At 75.0% G+C, this 15,687-nt stretch carries 14 protein-coding genes; 5 read left to right on the top strand and 9 right to left on the bottom strand.

The features are described from left to right. Positions 1 to 371: 371 nt before the first annotated feature. Positions 372 to 743 carry a VOC family protein gene (locus tag ACIRBY_RS36445; protein ID WP_403908980.1) on the bottom strand — a complete coding sequence of 124 codons (372 nt, stop codon included), beginning with the start codon at positions 741 to 743 and terminating at the stop codon, positions 372 to 374. Between the two features lie 242 nt (positions 744 to 985). On the opposite strand from ACIRBY_RS36445, the gene ACIRBY_RS36450 reads away from it, so the two are divergent. Together ACIRBY_RS36450 and ACIRBY_RS36455 are read left to right on the top strand one after the other, a co-directional pair. Then, complete coding sequence (locus ACIRBY_RS36450; RefSeq protein ID WP_403908982.1) at positions 986 to 1,654, top strand: DUF4097 family beta strand repeat-containing protein; 669 nt, start codon at positions 986 to 988, stop codon at positions 1,652 to 1,654. Positions 1,655 to 1,782: 128 nt separating this feature from the next. After that, positions 1,783 to 2,121 (top strand): hypothetical protein, encoded by a 339-nt coding sequence (locus tag ACIRBY_RS36455; protein WP_403908984.1) that lies wholly within the window; start codon positions 1,783 to 1,785, stop codon positions 2,119 to 2,121. On the opposite strand, the gene ACIRBY_RS36460 is transcribed toward ACIRBY_RS36455, so the two are convergent. Continuing rightward, positions 2,118 to 2,375, bottom strand: coding sequence for a hypothetical protein (locus tag ACIRBY_RS36460; RefSeq protein ID WP_403908987.1), 258 nt, complete (start codon positions 2,373 to 2,375; stop codon positions 2,118 to 2,120). The genes ACIRBY_RS36455 and ACIRBY_RS36460 overlap by 4 nt on opposite strands. Positions 2,376 to 2,555: 180 nt before the next feature. Between ACIRBY_RS36460 and ACIRBY_RS36465 the strand changes: the two genes are divergently transcribed. Continuing rightward, positions 2,556 to 4,175, top strand: coding sequence for a helix-turn-helix domain-containing protein (locus ACIRBY_RS36465; RefSeq protein ID WP_403908990.1), 1,620 nt, complete (start codon positions 2,556 to 2,558; stop codon positions 4,173 to 4,175). A 206-nt stretch (positions 4,176 to 4,381) separates the two neighbouring features. On the opposite strand, the gene ACIRBY_RS36470 is transcribed toward ACIRBY_RS36465, so the two are convergent. Together ACIRBY_RS36470 and ACIRBY_RS36475 are read right to left on the bottom strand one after the other, a co-directional pair. Further along, entirely contained in the window at positions 4,382 to 4,879 is a 498-nt protein-coding gene (locus tag ACIRBY_RS36470; protein ID WP_403908993.1) for a hypothetical protein, read from the bottom strand. Positions 4,880 to 5,043: 164 nt separating this feature from the next. Then, on the bottom strand, positions 5,044 to 5,904 hold the full coding sequence (locus tag ACIRBY_RS36475) for a TIGR03619 family F420-dependent LLM class oxidoreductase (protein ID WP_403908996.1): 861 nt from the start codon (positions 5,902 to 5,904) through the stop codon (positions 5,044 to 5,046). A 145-nt stretch (positions 5,905 to 6,049) separates the two neighbouring features. Between ACIRBY_RS36475 and ACIRBY_RS36480 the strand changes: the two genes are divergently transcribed. Next, complete coding sequence (locus ACIRBY_RS36480; protein WP_403908998.1) at positions 6,050 to 6,868, top strand: hypothetical protein; 819 nt, start codon at positions 6,050 to 6,052, stop codon at positions 6,866 to 6,868. A gap of 655 nt (positions 6,869 to 7,523) precedes the next feature. On the opposite strand, the gene ACIRBY_RS36485 is transcribed toward ACIRBY_RS36480, so the two are convergent. Next, positions 7,524 to 8,645, bottom strand: coding sequence for an ADP-ribosylglycohydrolase family protein (locus tag ACIRBY_RS36485; protein ID WP_403909108.1), 1,122 nt, complete (start codon positions 8,643 to 8,645; stop codon positions 7,524 to 7,526). A 612-nt stretch (positions 8,646 to 9,257) separates the two neighbouring features. Here ACIRBY_RS36485 and ACIRBY_RS36490 point away from each other — a divergent pair. Beyond that, positions 9,258 to 10,337 (top strand): tyrosine-protein phosphatase, encoded by a 1,080-nt coding sequence (locus ACIRBY_RS36490; RefSeq protein ID WP_403909001.1) that lies wholly within the window; start codon positions 9,258 to 9,260, stop codon positions 10,335 to 10,337. Positions 10,338 to 10,406: 69 nt separating this feature from the next. Here the strand turns inward: ACIRBY_RS36490 and ACIRBY_RS36495 are convergent, their stop codons facing one another. The 4 genes from ACIRBY_RS36495 to ACIRBY_RS36510 form a co-directional block, all read right to left on the bottom strand. Next, the gene (locus ACIRBY_RS36495; RefSeq protein WP_403909004.1) at positions 10,407 to 12,998 is read right to left on the bottom strand and encodes a bifunctional FO biosynthesis protein CofGH; all 2,592 of its coding nucleotides are present in this window, start codon (positions 12,996 to 12,998) and stop codon (positions 10,407 to 10,409) included. 40 nt (positions 12,999 to 13,038) lie between these two features. Then, the gene (locus ACIRBY_RS36500; protein WP_403909007.1) at positions 13,039 to 13,824 is read right to left on the bottom strand and encodes an SDR family oxidoreductase; all 786 of its coding nucleotides are present in this window, start codon (positions 13,822 to 13,824) and stop codon (positions 13,039 to 13,041) included. Positions 13,825 to 13,952: 128 nt separating this feature from the next. Beyond that, positions 13,953 to 14,627 (bottom strand): hypothetical protein, encoded by a 675-nt coding sequence (locus ACIRBY_RS36505; RefSeq protein ID WP_403909010.1) that lies wholly within the window; start codon positions 14,625 to 14,627, stop codon positions 13,953 to 13,955. A 197-nt stretch (positions 14,628 to 14,824) separates the two neighbouring features. Then, on the bottom strand, positions 14,825 to 15,631 hold the full coding sequence (locus ACIRBY_RS36510) for a thioredoxin domain-containing protein (protein ID WP_403909013.1): 807 nt from the start codon (positions 15,629 to 15,631) through the stop codon (positions 14,825 to 14,827). Between the last annotated feature and the right edge of the window lie 56 nt (positions 15,632 to 15,687).

The raw sequence follows: 15,687 nt of genomic DNA on the forward strand, positions 1-15,687 counted from the left end.
CGGCCCGGCTCCGAGACACCCGGCCACCCGGGCAGACGACCGCCCCAGATCGCTACGCGCTCCTCCCGTCTCAGCGTCCGGCGGCCGCCCGGGGCTGATACCTGCACAAAAGGGTGGAGGGGGCCGCTCTGGAGGTGGTGGGGTCGTCAGATGGCGGATGGATTCCGCTTCTTGATCGGCTGCGATGGTTTCGGGGCTGGTTCTCGTGTAAAGTCGATCTCGAGCTTGCAGCCGGGAAACCGGCGGTGAGACTGGCGTTGGTGGTCCAAGGAAAGGCACCCCACTTCCTGTGGGGGGATGCAGGTGCAAGGCCTGCCCAGCGCTCGATCAAGGCCCCGGCCTCCTCAGGGAGGTCGGGGCTTTTGCGTGCGCTAGTTCCGCTCGGCCGCGCTGCGTTCCACGCAGAACTCGTTGCCCTCGGGGTCGGCGAGCGTCGCCCAGCCGGTTCCGTCGGGCTTGCGGTGGTCGCCGACGAGCGTGGCGCCGAGGGCCAGGAGGCGTTCCACTTCCTCGTCGCGTGAACGGTCCTGCGGCTGGATGTCCAAGTGCACCCGGTTCTTCACGGACTTGCTGTCGGGCCCCTGGATGAACAGGAGCGTCCCGCCCTCCGTGGTGAGCAGTGCCATCGGGTCGCCGGGCTTGTCGTCCTTGTCGAGGGTCCCGTCGAGGACCTCCGCCCAGAACTGGCCCAGGACGTAGGCGTCGTGGCAGTCGAGGGTGATGTGTCGTATGAGAGAAGCCATGGACGCACACTAGCCGTCCTCATGCTCTCCGGCATAGCGTTTACCTGCACTCCATTGCAATGTGCGGCATGGGTTCGTTGCGTTGAATTCAGGACCGTTGCAACGATTGCGGGGTCCTGAGCTGCGATTATTTAGACCCCGCGCAACGGTGGTGTTGTCGGATCTTGGAATGCAACGTAGCGTTTCTCATGTCAGAAAGCAGCGGGCCGGAAGGGCGCGCGACACCGATGAAGGAGAGCATGATGCAGACGTTCGCCACGGCCACTCCGGTCTCCGCCGTCCTCGACATCCCCGCAGGTCGCGTGCAGATCACCGGCGCCGACCGCGCCGACGCCACCGTCGAGGTCCGTCCTGCGGACCCCTCGAAGAGCCGCGACGTGGAGGCGGCCGAGCTGATCCAGGTCGCGTTCACCGACGGTGTCCTGCGCGTCGTGGCCGCCCCCGCGAAGAACCGGATCACGGGCAACTCCGGCTTCGTGAACGTGACCGTCCAGCTGCCGGCCGGCTCGCACGTCGAGGCCAAGGTGGCCGCCGCAGAGCTGCAGGGCGCGGGCCGGCTGGGAGACGTCGTCGTCGAGGCCGCCCAGTCCCAGGTCCAGCTGGAGGAGACCGCCTCCGCCCGCGTCACCGTCCAGTCCGGCGACATCTCCCTCGGCCGCCTGGGCGGCCCGGCGGAACTCAGCACACAGAAGGGCGAGATCGCCATCGCCGAGGCCACCGGCGGGGTGGTCACCCTGACCACCCAGCACGGCAACATCACGGTCGGCGCCGCCCGTGGCGTCACCGCCTCCCTGGACGCCGGCACCGGCTACGGCCGGATCAGCAACTCCCTCCAGAACGCCGAAGGCACCACCGCCCTGACCATCCAGGCGACCACCGCCTACGGCGACATCACCGCCCGCAGCAACTGACCCCCCCAGTGCACCCCCGGCCCTCCACGCACCCCGGCCCGGGGTGCACCGCCCCACCCCCGGCCGAAGCCCCCGCCCGGCTGTAAAAGAAGGTGCGGGTGCACGCGGCCGCGGCCTAGCTTGAGTCGGTGAGCAGCGACTATCCATTCGCCGACGGCTACAACCTCGTCTGGGATCTGACCGGCTTCGGTGACGCGGACGAGGAGATGGTCGAGTCCGTTTCGCTGTCCCGAGACCAGTTCCTGAAGATCAGGCACCTCTTCGTGCTGGGGGACGATCCCTGGATGGTGGCGGGCGAGTACCGTGTGGCGCCGAGCATCTGGGCGCACGTCCGCCGCGCCGTGCCGGGTGTCCGGTTCCAGCGCGATGCCGACTACTTCCTCGGCGCCCGTCAGGCCCTGCCTGACGGGCGCTTCTGGCGTCCGGCCCCTGGTGTGGCGGCGCCGGGACCGATTCCCCCGCCTTAGGCGGACGGCCGGTCCGGCGTCGGTACAAGGACGCTGACGGTGTACCACGTCGGGTGCTCCAGGCGTCCGCACGGCATGTCGATCCGGACCTCGTCCGCCCGCACCCCGGACCGCGTGAGCCCGTCCAGGTACGTGCGCAGCTCGTCCCGGTCCTGTGTGGAGAACCGGCGCTCCCACTGCGCCCCGGCCAGCCGCCGGTTCCAGGCGTCGGCCTCCCGGCGGCGTTGTGCCTTGCGCTTGCGCTGGCCCGGCATCGGATCCCCCGTCGGCTCCTCGGCTACCGCTGTCGGTGGCGGTCGCCACCGTGGCGGTAAGTATCGGGCAGCTGGACGGGATGCCCGAGTCCCCGCGGCCGCCTCCACAGCCGCCTCCACAACCGCCCCAGGTCGGGGGGCTAGCATGCGCGCCGGAGTCCTGTGGGACGGGAAGGCGGGGTGGCGGTGACGGGCGGGGTCGGGCGGGGAGCCGGTGCGGGCCGGGAGGTCGAGACGGTCGCGGGGCTGCTCCGGGCCGCCCGTGTCGGGTCCGACGGGAGCCGGGCCGCCGTGCGCAGGGTGCTGGGCTGGCTGGGCGGGGCCGTCGGGGGGTCCGCGCGGATCGGGGGCGGGGCGGGCGGCGGGGGCCGGGAGGCCGGGCTGGTCCGGGACGTCGCGGCCGGGAGCCCCCGTTCCGCCGGGGTCGCGGAGCCCGGGCGGCACCTGCGGGTGCTGGCGCTCGGGCAGGAGCGGCCCCATCCGGTGCTCGTCGTCACCCGCCCGTCCCCCTACGACGAGACGGCCGCCGCCCTCGTCGCCCACGCCGCGACCGTCCTGGAGCTGCTCCTGCGGGCCGGTGAGGCCGAGGGGGAGCGGCGTCGGCTGGCCGAGGCGGGGGCCGGGGTGCGGCTGTCGGTGCTCCAGCTGCTGATGGGCGGGGAGGTGGCCCTCGCCCAGCGGACGATGGCCGGGCTGAGGCCCGGGCTGCTGGACGCGGACCGTGCGGTGGTGTGCGTACTGGAGACCCCCCGCGGTGAGCGGCGGGAGGTGGCGCGGGCCTGTGAGGGGCTGCTCGCCGGGCGGGCGCTGGTCGTGCGGTGTCCCGCGGACGACGGGCACGTCATCGTGGTCGTGCCCGTCACCGGCGACGGCGGCGCCGAGGCGGACCTGCGGGCGTACGTCGCCGGGCGGGACGGGGTGTTCCTGGGGGTCGGCGACCGGCATCCCCTCTCCCGTGTCGCGGCGGGCTACGACGACGCAGTCCGGAGCCTGGCGGCCGCGCGGCTGGTGCCCGGGCGGGTGGCCGGGCACTCCGCCCGGATCCGACTGTCGGAGGTGCTGGACGCGGGCGCGGCGGCCGGCTGGGCGGACGGGTTCCTGCGGCCGCTGGCGGCCGTGCCGCCGCAGGACCGCGGCCAGTTGACGGCCACCGTACGGCTCGGGCTGGAGTTCACCGCGGTGAACGCGGCCCGGCTGCTCGGGATCAGCCGCAACACCGTGCGGGCGCGGATGGACCGGGCGGCCGGGCTGCTCGGCGTCGATCTGGGTGACGTACGGGACCGTGCGGCGCTCGATCTGGCCCTGAGGTTCCAGGACGAGGTCCCGGACCCGGGCCGGGGGGCCGTCGGCCTGGGCGGGCTCCTGGCCGCCGCCCCCGTCCGGGCGTGGGCCCGCGAGTTGCTCGCGCCGCTGGGCGCCGACGAGCGGGACCTGGGGCGGACCCTGCGGGACTGGGTCGGCGAGAACTGCGCGGTGGGGCCGGCGGCCCGGCGCCGGGGTGTGCATCCGCAGACCGTGCGCGAGCACCTGCGCGGGGCGGAGGGCCTGTTGCGGCGGCAGCTCGTCGCGGGCGGGGGCGGGCTCTACGAGGTGGTCCTCGCGCTCGCGGCGGAAGCGGAGGCGGAGGCGGAGGCCGGGGTGGAAGCGGAGGCCGGGGCGGAAGCGGAGGCCGGGGCCGAGGTGGAAGCCGGGGTGGGTGGTGAATGTGGCGGGGAGTCGGCCGGGGGGTATCCGGGCCGGTCGGAGCCGGTGCACCGTGCACCCGTGACACCCTCCTGCCCCGCGACCGTGCATCCGTGAGGTGGCGGCGGGTCCACCCGGGCTCTAGTTTTCCCCTCAGCGGCGCTCTGAGATCGGTGCCGTCAACGGGGGGATCGGAACCGCAGGTTCCGATCCAGCACGCGGGAGCGTGACGCCGAACCGGGCCCGGAGCCGCTGCTGCGCTCCGGGCCCGGTTCGTCATGCCGTGCAGGCGGTCGGCCGGGCGGCCACCCGGTCCGCGGCTACTACTTCTTCGTCGGCAGCGCCGGCAGCGACGGGAGCTTGCCCGCCTCGCTCCGCTGGAAGGTGTCCTGGCCCGCGCCCTCCCAGGTGACCTTCAGGGTGGTGGCGTCGACGGAGTCGACCTTGCCCTTGGAACGGGTCGCACCCGGAGGGCACTTCAGGTCGAGGGTGCTGCCCGTCGCGCTGCCCTCGCAGGTCAGGCCGGTGGCGGCCTCGACCACCAGCGCCTTCTGGCCCTTGACCGTGAGCACCACGCCCTTGCCCGGGTTCTGCATCGAGAGCCAGCCGCCGTCCAGGGTGCCGGCGCCCGCGCCCGCGCCCGCGCCCGTGTCCGCACCGGCCGTCGGGGCGGTGGTCGGGGTGGAGGCGGCCGGGGCCGAGGCGGCGGGGCTGGGCTTCGCGTCCGCCTTCGGGGAACCGCTGCTGCCGCAGGCGGTCAGGGTCAGGGCGGCGGCCAGGCCGGCGGCGGCGAAGGCGGTGATGCGCAGGGTGCTGTGCACGGGAAGGTCCCCCAGGAAAGCGAGTTGATCGATCGACGGAACGCGCCAAAGTACCAGCCGTGCGGGCGGGTCGAGGCACCCGAAGACACGCCCCGCCGCGCCGGTGCGGTTCCGGCCACCGTGTCCCGAACGGGTCTCGGAATCGTCCCGGGGCGGTGTCCGGGTCAGAGGTACTGGGCGTAGTCGTCCAGGGTGCGCAGGACCTCCTCCTCCCGGGCTGAGGGGAGTTGCAGGACGACCTCGTCGATGCCCAGTTCTGCGTAGTGGGCGAGTTTGCCGGGGTGGGGCAGGACGGCGTACGGGACCACCCGGAGGGCCTTCGGATCGCGCCCGGCGTCCTCCCAGACCCGGCGCAGCACCGGGAGGCTCTCGGTCAGGCCGCCGCCCCCGATGGGGAGCCAGCCGTCGGCGTGGTCGGCGACGGCGGCGAAGAGCTTCGGGCCGGCCGCGCCGCCGATGAGGGTGCGGGGGCCGTACAGCCGTTCCCCGGCCGGGAGTTCGCGCGGGGGCGTGGCCGGCTTGGGGTAGGCGAGGCTGGCCTGGACGGAGCCGTACGGGCCCTCGTGCGCCGTGGGCTTCGGGGACCACAGGGCGCGCATGAGGGCCATGTGCGCGCCGACCCGTTCGCGCCGCGTGGGCCAGTCGACGCCGTGGTCGGCGGCCTCTTCGACGTTCCAGCCGTAGCCGATGCCGAGGGTGAGGCGTCCGCCGCTGAGGTGGTCGAGGGTGGCGGCCTGCTTGGCGAGGCCGATGGGGTCGTGCTGGGCGACGAGGGTGATGCCGGTGCCGAGGTGGAGGCGGCGGGTGACGGCGGCGGCCTGGGCGAGGGCGACGAAGGGGTCGAGGGTGCGGCCGTACTGCTCGGGGAGTTCGCCGCCCATGGGGGCGGGGGTGGTGCGGCTGACCGGGATGTGGGTGTGCTCGGGGAGGTAGAGGCCGGCGAAGCCGCGCTCTTCCAGGGCGTGGGCGAGGCGGGTGGGGGAGACGGTGCGGTCGGTGAGGAAGATGGTCGTGGCGATCCGCATGGGTGGGGCACCTCCGAGTCGTCGGGAGGGCCAAGGTACGGGGTCCGGGGTGCGGGTGGCAGGGGCTCGGGGCGGGGTGTCCCGGGGGCGGGCGTCGCTCGGTGGGGTGTGGTGGGCGCGGGGCGCGTGTGGTGGGGTGGTGCGTATGGACGCGATGGAGTCAATGGAGACGATCACCGTTCCGGAGGGCCTGCAGGGCTACCCCGGTGTGGCCTTCGGCGGGTACGTGGCCGGGCTGTTGGCGGCCCGGGTGCCGGGCGGGGGCGGCGGGGCCGTGCGGGTGGACTTCCGCCGGCCGGTGCCGACCCGGACCGAGGTGCGGCTGGGGCCCGGGGAGGGCGGGACCGGTCCCGGGGCGGTGCTGCTCGGCGCGGACGGGGTGCTGCTCGCCGCCGCGGTGCCGGCGGGCGTGTCCGGAGTGCCGGGCGCTCCTGGCGCTTCCGGTGCTTCCGGTGCTTCCGGCGGGGAGGTGCCGGAGGCGCCCTCCTGGGCGGAGGCCGTGAAGGCCGCCGACGCCTATCGGGCGGACCCGCCGGACGGGCAGGTCGACTGCTTCGGCTGCGGGCTCGGGCGGACCGCGGCGACGGGGCTGCGGCTGCACTGCGGGGTGGTGCCGGGGCGGGAGCTGGTCGCGGCCGCCTGGACGCCGGACGCGGGGCTGCTGGACCGGCACGGGGCGCTGCCGGCGGAGCTGGTGTGGGGGGCGCTGGACTGTCCGGGGAACGCGGCGGGGCGGTTGCTGGCGGGCGGTCCGGCCGGAGCCGTCACCGCTGCGCTGACGGCGCGGGTGTCGGGGGGCGTGCCGGGGGCCGGGGCGGGGCTGGTGTCGTACTCGTGGTTGGTGGGGGTCGAGGGACGGAAGTGCGTGGTGGGTACGGCCCTGGCCACGGTGGAGGGGGAGGTGTGCGCGGTGGCCGAGGCGCTGTGGGTGCGGCCCCGGGACGCGTCCGGGGGGCATGCGTAGCCGGCCGCCGGAGCAGTGGCCGGCCGGCGCGACGGCGCGTTCCGCTGTACGCACCCTCCCCGATCGCTCGGCACCCTCGAACAGGGGCCCCTGCGCTGCGGGACGGCTCCCCCCACCCGGGGGTGCCCGCGCCGGGGGCGCCCATGTGGGTCGGGGCCCATCCCGGGCTGCCTCAGGCCGGGGGTGCCTACGCGGGGTGTGTGGCCCGGGCCGGGGGTGCCCAGGCGGGGCGGGTGCCTCAGGCCGGGGGTGCCTACGGGGGGCGGGTGCTCAAGCCGGGGGGGGCTCAGGTCAGGGGGTGCCCACGCGCGGAGGGGTGCCCGCAGGGGGCGTGCGCCCCGGGCCGGGGGTGGCTACGCGGGGCGGGGTGCCTCAGGCCGGGGGTGCCCAGGCGGGGTGGGTGGCCTGGGCCGGGGGTGCCCAGGCGGGGTGTGTGGCCTGGGCCGGGGGTGTCACGGGGGCGGGTGCTCAGGTCAGGGGGGGCCCACGCGCGGAGGGGTGTTCGCAGGGGGGAGGCGGGTGCCCCGGGCCGGGGGTGCCTGCGCGGGGCGGGTTGCCCAGGCCGGGGGTGCCAGGCGGGGTGGGGCCCCGAGTCGGGGGAGCTCAGGCCGGCGGGTGCCCGTGCGGGGTGGGTGGTCGTCTGGGAACGGCGGGGTCAGCTTCGGGGGTAGCGGGTGAGCCAGCCCGGGGCCGAGGCCGAGGGGCCATGGAGGGTGGGGCCCTGGGTCATTTCCAGGGCGAAGTCGTCGGCCAGCTCCAGGATCGTGGCCCGGCCCTCCAGGTCGGCGACCCAGGCCGCCGGGAGGGCCGTCTCGCCGTGGAGGGCGCCGAGCAGGGCCCCGCAGAGGGCGCCGGTGGCCGTGGAGTCGCCGCCGTGGTTGACGGCCAGGCGCAGCGCCTGCGGCACGTCCTCCGCGGCGAGGGCGCAGTAGACGGCGACGGCGAGGGCGTCCCCGGCGTCGCGGCCGTCGCCGGGGGAGAGGGACTCGACGGCGGCGGGGCCCGGTGCGGTCTCCGCGACGGCGGCGAGGGCCCGCCGCAGGGCGTCGGTCACGGGCTGGTGGCCGGGGCGGGCGGCGAGGAGGGCGAGGGCGCGCCGGACGGCGGCGTCGAGGGTCTCGCCCCGGGTCAGTCCGTGGACGATGACGGCGAGGGCCCCGGCGGACAGGTACGCGGTGGGGTGCCCGTGGCTCTGGGTGGCGCACTCGACGGCGAGCTGGAGCACCAGGGAGGGCTCCCAGCCGACGAGGAGGCCGAAGGGGGCCGAGCGCACGGTGGCGGCGGCGCCGCGGGCGGTGGGGTTCTTGGGCTGGTCCAGGGTGCCCAGGGTGTCGTCGGCGAAGCCGGTCAGGCAGGCCCGGTCGGGGCCGCGCCGGGCGTAGAGCCACTCCTGGCGGGCGAGCCAGCCGTCGTCCTTGCGGCGTTCGTCGGGGCCCCAGTCGTGCTGGGTGGCCGCCCAGCGGAGGTAGGCGCGGTGGACGTCGGTCGGGGGGTGCCAGGCGCCGGTGTCCCGGCGCACGTGGGCCCGGATCAGGCCGTCGACGGTGAACAGGGAGAGCTGGGTGGACGCCGTGACGGTGCCGCGACGGCCGTGGGCGGGGGCGGGCTCGGTGAGCCCGGCCGGGCCGTGGGCCTCGCGGATGCCCTCCGGGGAGAGGCCGGCGACCGGGGCGCCGAGGGCGTCGCCGATGGCGGAGCCGAGGAGGGCGCCGCGCACCCGGCTGCGGAAGTCCTGCTGTTCGGCGCGGCCCCACAGCGCGGTGGCCAGGCTGATGATGGGGCCGCTGGTCGGGCCGGGGCCCTGGCCGTCGGCGGTGCCGGCCGGGGCGGTGCCGGCCGGGGCGGTGGGGCGGGCCGGTTCGGGCGTGTGCGGTTCCGTCGCCCCGGCCTGCCCGGCCTGCCCGGCCTGCCCGGTCTGCCCGGTCTGCCCGGCTGCCCCGGCCGTCACTGTCCCCCCGGCTGTCCCAGCCGTCACCGTTGCCCCGGTCGTTCCCGTCGCCCCAGCCTGCCCAGTCGTCACCGGCACCCCGGCTGCCCCGGCCTGTCCGGCTGCCCCGGCCTGTCCGGCTGCCCCGGCCGTCTCCGTCCCCCCGGTCCCCCCGGCCGTCGCCGCAGTCGTGGGCGTGCTTGTCGACGTGCTTGTTGACGTGGTTGTCGTCGTGTCCATGCCGTTCCCCCCAGAGTCTGGCGGGCACTGTAGTGGACAGGTTCGGTCCGATTCGGGCGGAGTCCGTCAGGTCGCCCGTAAGTGACCGGAGAACGGCCGGAACGCACGCGATCCGGCCAGGGAAATGATCAGTGGCACGTTTTGCCACTTGTCTCCACGGTGGCTGGTTCCCGCCATGTCCCGTTCATGCGCGGTTCGCCGGCGGCCCGGAGCCTCGACGCCATGAAGAAGGCTCTCCTCGCCGCGACCGCCGCCGTCGCCTCCGCCCTCACCGCCTCCCTGGTCGTGGCCCCCGCCGCCGCCGCCTCCGGCTGGGAGTGGCCCGGCCGGCACCACGACCGCACCTCCATCCCGTTCACCGAGGCCACCGTCACCGCCGCCGCGGACGGCTCGTACGCCCTGAAGTGGAACACCAAGGGCGCCCGGCACGTCGAGATCAAGGCGAACGGCAAGGTCGTCGCCGAGGGCGGAGCCCAGGGCCGGGCCACGGTCAAGGGCCTGCCCGCCGCCGACCGCCAGTGGTTCGACTTCAAGGCCGACCACGGCCAGGGCCTCCACCTCGCCGACCGCCAGATCCGGCTGGAGGGCGCCGTCAACTTCCGCGACGTCGGCGGCTACCGCACCGCCACCGGCCAGTGGGTCAAGATGGGCGAGGTCTACCGGTCCGACGCCCTCGACAAGCTCACCGCGAACGACAAGGCCAAGCTCCAGCGGCTGCGCGTGAAGACCGTCTTCGACCTGCGCACCCAGGACGAGCGCACCAAGGACGCCGACCAGGTCCCGGCCGGCGCCCGCTACGTCGTCGCCGACGTCTTCGCCGGATCCGGCTCGTTCCAGACCCTGCCCAAGTCCCCCGACGAGGCCGTCCAGGCCATGATCGGCGCGGAGCGGAGCATGGTCAGCGGCGAGGGCGGCAAGAAGGCCTACACCCAGGTGCTCGACGGGGTCCGCGACGACCGCGCCCACGCCGTCCTCTTCCACTGCACCGCCGGCAAGGACCGCACCGGCTGGGCCGACGCCACGCTGCTGACCGCCCTCGGCGTCCCGCAGGAGACGGTGATGGCCGACTACCTGGCCAGCAACGACTACCGCAAGGCCGCCAACGACGCGATCCTCTCCCACCTGCCGGCCCCGCAGGCCGCCGTCTACAAGCCGCTGCTCGACGTCCGCCCCGAGTACCTGAACGCGGGCTACGACGAGGTCAAGGCCGCGTACGGCACCTTCGACCGCTACCTCAAGGACGGCCTCGGCCTGGACGCCCGTGAGCTGCGCGACCTGAAGCGGGACCTCCTCGTCGGCTGACCCCTCCCGCGGCGGACGAAGGAGCGCGAGCGGGGCCCGTGGCGTCCACGGGCCCCGCTCGCGCGCGTCTCAGTCCAGGACCGGCAGCAGCTCCGGCAGGTGCCCGTCCGAGGCCCGGGCGGCGTCCTGGCGCTCCTGCGGCACCTCCCCGTACAGGGTCGTCCGGGCCTTCGCGGGCCGGCCCGCCGCCTCCGCGACCGCGACCAGGTCCCGTACGGACTTGTACGAGCCGTAACCCGACCCCGCCATGCGGGAGATGGTCTCCTCCATCAGGGTGCCGCCCAGGTCGTTGGCGCCGGAGCGGAGCATCTCTGCCGCGCCCTCCGTGCCCAGCTTCACCCAGCTCGTCTGGATGTTGCGGACGTACGGGTGCAGCAGCAGCCGGGCCATCGCGGTCACCGCCCGGTTGTCGCGGACCGTCGGGCCGGGCCGGGCGATGCCCGCCAGGTAGACGGGGGCGTTGGTGTGGATGAAGGGCAGCGTCACGAACTCCGTGAACCCCTCCACGCCCTTGGCGAGGGCGGTCTGCTGGATGCGGGCCAGGGTGCGGAAGTGGCCGAGCCAGTGCCGGGGCTGGTCCACGTGCCCGTACATCATCGTGGACGAGGAGCGGATGCCCAGCTCGTGCGCGGTCGTGATGACCTCGGTCCAGTCCTTCGTGGGCAGCTTGCCCTTGGTGAGCACCCAGCGGACCTCGTCGTCCAGGATCTCCGCCGCCGTGCCCGGGATCGAGTCCAGCCCGGCCTCCTTGGCGGCCGTCAGCCAGTCCCGTACGGACATCCCGGTGCGGGTGGCGCCGTTGACGACCTCCATCGGGGAGAAGGCGTGCACGTGCATCCCCGGCACCCGCTGCTTGACCGCCCGGGCGATGTCGAAGTACGCCGTCCCCGGCAGGTCCGGGTGGATGCCGCCCTGCATGCACACCTCGACGGCGCCCACGTCCCAGGCTTGCGCGGCCCGGTCGGCGACCTGCTCCAGGGAGAGGGTGTACGCGTCGGCGTCGGTGCGGCGCTGAGCGAAGGCGCAGAAACGGCAGCCGGTGTAGCAGACGTTCGTGAAGTTGATGTTCCGCGTGACGACGTACGTGACGTCCTCGCCCACCACCGAGCGGCGCAGGTCGTCCGCGATCCGGCACAGGGCGTCCAGCGCCGGGCCGTCCGCGTGCAGCAGCGCCAGGGCCTGCTCGTCGGTGAGCCCCTCGGGGTCGTCGGCGGCCTGCGCCAGCGCGGCCCGTACGTCGGTGTCGATGCGTTCGGGGACCATGCCGGGGGCGGCGGCCTCGCGCAGGGCCTCCCAGTCGCCGTAGACGTGGTCGAAGTCCTCGCGGCGGTCGCCGGTGCGGCCCTCGGTGTCGACGGCGGTGTGCAGGTCGGTGCGCCCGCTGGCGGTGAAGGCCTCCTCGGGCTCCTGCCAGGGGTGCCCCTCGACGACCGCGTCGGGGCGGGCCAGGCCGGTCTCGGGGTCGGCCAGCGCCCGGACGTGGGGCAGCAGGCGGGGATCCAGCCAGGGCTCGCCCCGGCGCACGAACTCCGGGTACACGCAGAGCCGTTCGCGCAGCTCGAACCCGGCCTCCGCCGACCGCTCGGCCAGCAGGTCGATCTGGGGCCAGGGCCGCTCGGGGTTGACGTGGTCCGGGGTGAGCGGGGAGACCCCGCCCCAGTCGTCGATGCCGGCGCCGATCAGACGGGCGTACTCGCCGTCGACCAGGTTGGGCGGGGCCTGGAGGCAGGCGGAGGGGCCCATGATGTGCCGGGCGACGGCGATCGTGGCGACCAGGTCGTCCAGTTCGGCGTCCGGCATGCCGCGCATCGCCGTGTCCGGCTTGGCGCGGAAGTTCTGGATGATCAGTTCCTGGATGCCGTGGTAGGCGCGGGAGATCCGGCGCAGCGCGAACAGCGACTCGGCGCGCTCCTCGTACGTCTCGCCGATGCCGATCAGCAGCCCGGAGGTGAAGGGGACGGAGGAGCGGCCGGCGTCCTCCAGGACGCGCAGGCGGACGGCCGGCTCCTTGTCGGGGGAGCCGTGGTGCGGGCCGCCGGGCTCGGACCACAGCCGGGTGGCGGTGGTCTCCAGCATCATGCCCATGGACGGGGCGACCGGCTTGAGGCGCTGGAAGTCCGCCCAGGACATCACCCCGGGGTTGAGGTGGGGCAGCAGCCCGGTCTCCTCCAGGATCCGCACGGAGATGGCGCGGACGTAGGAGATCGTGTCGTCGTAGCCCTCCGCCTCCAGCCACTCGCGGGCCTCGGGCCAGCGGTCCTCGGGCTTGTCCCCGAGGGTGATGAGGGCTTCCTTGCAGCCGAGGGCCGTGCCCCGGCGGGCGATGTCGAGGACCTCGTCCGGGGACATGAACATCCCGTGGCCCGCGCGGCGCAGCCTGCCGGGGACGGTGGCGAAGGTGCAGTAGTGGCACTTGTCGCGACACAGCCGGGTGAGCGGGATGAACACGCTCTTCGAGTACGTGATCACGCCCGTGCGGCCGGCGGCCGCCAGGCCCGCGTCGCGGACCCGGGCGGCGGAGGCGGCGAGGTCCTCCAGGGCCTCGCCGCGGGCCTGGAGCAGTACGGCCGCCTCGGTCGCGTCGAGCGCGACGCCGTCCCGGGCCCGCCGGAGCGCGCGGCGCATCGCGTTGTCGGTCGGAGCGTCACTCGGAGTGGTCATACGGGGAGCATACGATCCGTGCTTCCGGGGCCGGGGCGGGTCACCGCATCAGCTCACCGGCGTTGACCAGCAGGGACTGGCCGGTTATCGCCCTCGCCCGGTCGGAGGCGAGGAAGGCGGCGGCGTCCGCGACGTCCCCGTCGGTGGCGAGGTCGGGCAGGGCCATGCGGTCGGTGAGGCGGGCGAGGACCTCGGCCTCGGGGACGTTCTCGGTGTGGGCGGTGAAGGTCACGAAGGCCTGGACGGGCGGGCCCCACATCCAGCCGGGCAGGACGGTGTTGACGCGGATCCGGTGCGGGCCGAGCTCGCGGGCCAGGGAGTACATGGCGGAGGTCAGCGCGCCCTTGGAGGCGGCGTAGGCGGCCTGGCGGACCTCGCTCGGGGCGGCGACGGCGGACTGGGTGCCGATGAGGACGACGGAGCCGCCGCCCCCGGCCTTGAGGGCGGGCAGGCAGGCGCGGGTCATGCGCAGGGTGCCGAGCAGGTTGACGTCCAGGATCTGCTGCCAGGTGCCGAAGTCGGCGTCCTCCAGGCCGCCGAAGTAGGAGTCCCAGGCGGCGACGTGCACGACGGCGTCGATGCCGCCGAAGCGCTCGGCGGCGAGGGCGGCGAGGGCCTCGCACTGCCGCTCGTCGGTGATGTCGGTGGGCAGGTGCGCGGTGTGGGTGCCGTCGGGGTCGATCTCGGCGGCGGACTTGGCCAGGTTGGCCCCGGTGCGCGCCCCGAGGACGGCGTTCCCGCCGTCGCGCACCACGGCGGCGGCCACCTGGTGGCCGAGCCCGGCCCCCACACCGGAGACGACGACGGTCTTCCCTCGCAGCAGCATGGCGCGCTCCCGTGTGACGGCATCATTTCTGACGGTGCGTCAGGGTAGGCGGGGGCGGCCGCGGTGGGAAGGGGCGCGGGGGGACGGGGCGCCGGGCCCGGGCGGGGCCGGGACGGGGCGCGGACGGCTCAGCGGCGCCCGGAGGCGTCCAGGTAGATGTTCACGGCGACCCAGGTGAACCACAGCAGCGGGATGATCGCCACGTAGGCGAGCGGCCGGGCGTGCACCGGCGGGCCCTCCTCCAGCGGCTGGCGGCCGGGTGCGGGGGTGGGGTGCGGGAGCTTGCCGAACTTGATCGAGGCGATCAGGTTCCAGAGCAGCGTGAACGGCGTGAAGATCACCAGGGAGATGGGGCTCCACCAGCCCTGGCACAGGGTCTTCGTGGTCATGATCCGCACCAGCGCCCGGCCGCACTGCCGGCAGAAGGGCCCGTTGAGCGTGTGGAAGCGCATCATGATCAGCACGCCGACGTGGGCGCGGACCGCGAAGTTCGCCGCCTCCGGGGCCCCGCAGTTGCGGCAGCCGGGCGCGGGCGCGTGGGCGTACGGGGGCGCGAACGCGGGGTCGTGGGGCATCGGGCCGGGGGCGCCCTGCTGGGCCGGGAAGCCGGAGGCCGGCTGCGGCGCGTGCCAGGCGCCCGGACCGGCCGGCGGCCCGACGGGCGGCTGGCCGGGCTGGGGCCCGCCGGCGGGCTGCTGGGCGTACGGGTTCGGCTGCGGGGCGCCGCCCGCGTACGGGTTCGGCGGGACGGGGGCGCCGGAATAGGGGTTCGGCGCGGGCTGCTGCGGCGGCGGGGTGGTCATGGCAGGCCTTCGGGATCGGCGGCGCGGGCAGGAGAGCGGCGGCCGACGGGTGAGGCGGGGCGGCGAACGCCTGGGCCACGGCCCGCTCCGCCTTCCGGATGCCTTCACGGAAGGGGGAGGCGTCGTACACCAGTGCTCTCGTCTGGCTTGAAACTATCAGGAGTTGAGGCGGCCGCCGGTCGCCGCCGCGCGCCGGGTCACGTCCTCGGGTGCGCCGCGACCAGTCGCCCGAAGGCCTCCGGGGTGATCGTCTCCAGGCCCCTGCCCGTCAGTACGCCGACCTCCTCGCCGTTGGCCTCCACCACCGGCGCGCCCTTCTTGCCGCTGCGGTGGAAGGCCCGCGCGACCCGGTCCACCCACGGCATGTACGTCAGCTCCTCGACGGCCGCGTCGAAGCCGGGGCCGCGCAACCCCGGCACCCGGCCGGCGAGGTCGAGCAGGGTGGCCGTCGAGCCGAACCTGTCGTCCGACTCCCGCTCCGGATGGTTCTCGTAGAGCACCCGCAGGTAGTCCATGAACTTGCCCGGGTCCTCGTTCACCGCCGCGCCCAGCGCGTTCAGGGCGCGCTTGGAGCCCTTCCCGCCGAGGGCCCCGTCCAGGAAGGTGGCGAAGTGGTACTCGACGCGGTAGTCCCCGGCGTCCGCCCGCTCCTTGAAGGCCGCCCCGAGACCGGTCTCCACGCCCGCGCAGAACGGGCAGCGCGGATCCAGCCAGACCGACACGAGGTCCTTCGCGTCCTGCCTGCCGTACGGGACCACCACCCCGTCCTCCCCGGCGGTGTGCGCCGGGCGGACGAACGGCTTCCCGCCCGCCTCGCCCGCGCCCGAACCGGCCGACCGCGAGGCGTACAGGCCCACCCCGGCCGCGAGCGCGAGCACGGCGACCAGCGCCCCGCCGACGAGCAGCCGCCCGCGCCGCCGGACGCGCCGCGCCTCCTCCTCCCGTTCCGCCAGGAGCCGTTCACGGGCCCCGCGCCGCCGGTCCTTCTTGCCGCCACTCGCCATGGAAACAGGGTAAATTCCAACAAGGCGTACCGGGACGGGCCTTTGGGGTGTTCCGG

It is taken from the genome of Streptomyces sp. NPDC096136, assembly GCF_044763325.1.
Taxonomy (GTDB): domain Bacteria; phylum Actinomycetota; class Actinomycetes; order Streptomycetales; family Streptomycetaceae; genus Streptomyces.

What these genes read in the sequence shown, in the direction of transcription:
- ACIRBY_RS36445 (WP_403908980.1), bottom strand. Translation starts at nt 743, where the DNA reads ATGGCTTCTCTCATACGACACATCACCCTCGACTGCCACGACGCCTAC.
- ACIRBY_RS36450 (WP_403908982.1), top strand. Translation starts at nt 986, where the DNA reads ATGCAGACGTTCGCCACGGCCACTCCGGTCTCCGCCGTCCTCGACATC.
- ACIRBY_RS36460 (WP_403908987.1), bottom strand. Translation starts at nt 2,375, where the DNA reads ATGCCGGGCCAGCGCAAGCGCAAGGCACAACGCCGCCGGGAGGCCGAC.
- ACIRBY_RS36475 (WP_403908996.1), bottom strand. Translation starts at nt 5,904, where the DNA reads ATGCGGATCGCCACGACCATCTTCCTCACCGACCGCACCGTCTCCCCC.
- ACIRBY_RS36480 (WP_403908998.1), top strand. Translation starts at nt 6,050, where the DNA reads ATGGACGCGATGGAGTCAATGGAGACGATCACCGTTCCGGAGGGCCTG.
- ACIRBY_RS36490 (WP_403909001.1), top strand. Translation starts at nt 9,258, where the DNA reads ATGAAGAAGGCTCTCCTCGCCGCGACCGCCGCCGTCGCCTCCGCCCTC.
- ACIRBY_RS36495 (WP_403909004.1), bottom strand. Translation starts at nt 12,998, where the DNA reads ATGACCACTCCGAGTGACGCTCCGACCGACAACGCGATGCGCCGCGCG.
- ACIRBY_RS36500 (WP_403909007.1), bottom strand. Translation starts at nt 13,824, where the DNA reads ATGCTGCTGCGAGGGAAGACCGTCGTCGTCTCCGGTGTGGGGGCCGGG.
- ACIRBY_RS36505 (WP_403909010.1), bottom strand. Translation starts at nt 14,627, where the DNA reads ATGACCACCCCGCCGCCGCAGCAGCCCGCGCCGAACCCCTATTCCGGC.
- ACIRBY_RS36510 (WP_403909013.1), bottom strand. Translation starts at nt 15,631, where the DNA reads ATGGCGAGTGGCGGCAAGAAGGACCGGCGGCGCGGGGCCCGTGAACGG.